Below are 815 nucleotides of genomic sequence, written 5' to 3'. Positions count from 1 at the left end.
GTCGGCCTGGCCGCGGTGCTGGTCGGCTGGAACGGCTACCTGCACGTCGAGAACGATCTCGCCGGCGCCGAGGCCGCCCACCTCAACGCCGAGGGCATGCTCGGCATCCACTCCGCCGAGGTGTTCGTCGGCGTCTTCATCGGCGCGGTCACCTTCACCGGCTCGATCGTGGCCAACCTCAAACTCTCGGCCCGGATCAAGTCCGCGCCACTGATGCTGCCCGGTAAGAACTTCCTCAACGTCGGCGCACTGGTCGCGTTCTTCGCCCTGACCGTGTGGTTCGTCATCTCCCCGCACCTGTGGCTGCTGGCCGCCGTCACCGTGCTGGCGCTGCTGCTGGGCTGGCACCTGGTCGCCTCCATCGGCGGTGGCGACATGCCCGTGGTGGTGTCGATGCTCAACAGCTACTCCGGGTGGGCCGCAGCCGCATCGGGCTTCCTGCTGTCCAACGACCTGTTGATCATCACCGGCGCCCTCGTCGGCTCCTCCGGTGCGTACCTGTCCTACATCATGTGCAAGGCCATGAACCGCTCGTTCATCTCCGTGATCGCCGGTGGTTTCGGCATCGAGGCAGGCCCGGCCGAGGACAAGGACTACGGCGAGCACCGCGAGATCAACGCCGAAGGCGCAGCCGAACTGCTCGCCCACGCCGACTCGGTGATCATCACCCCCGGCTACGGCATGGCCGTGGCGCAGGCCCAGTACGGAGTGGCCGACCTGACCCGCAAGCTGCGCGAGCGCGGCGTCAACGTCCGCTTCGGCATCCACCCCGTCGCCGGTCGCCTGCCCGGCCACATGAACGTGTTGCTCGCCGA

1 protein-coding gene is annotated in these 815 nt (G+C 67.9%); it reads left to right on the top strand.

The window, feature by feature from the left end:
• The coding region (locus BST13_RS38075) for an NAD(P)(+) transhydrogenase (Re/Si-specific) subunit beta (protein WP_211296288.1) at positions 1–815 on the top strand (815 nt) is incomplete at both ends.

The sequence above is a fragment of the Mycobacterium aquaticum genome, assembly GCF_002086485.1.
Lineage (GTDB): Bacteria > Actinomycetota > Actinomycetes > Mycobacteriales > Mycobacteriaceae > Mycobacterium > Mycobacterium aquaticum.
Note: the sequence above shows the minus strand (reverse complement) of the source record. Positions and strands in the feature narration are given on the sequence as shown.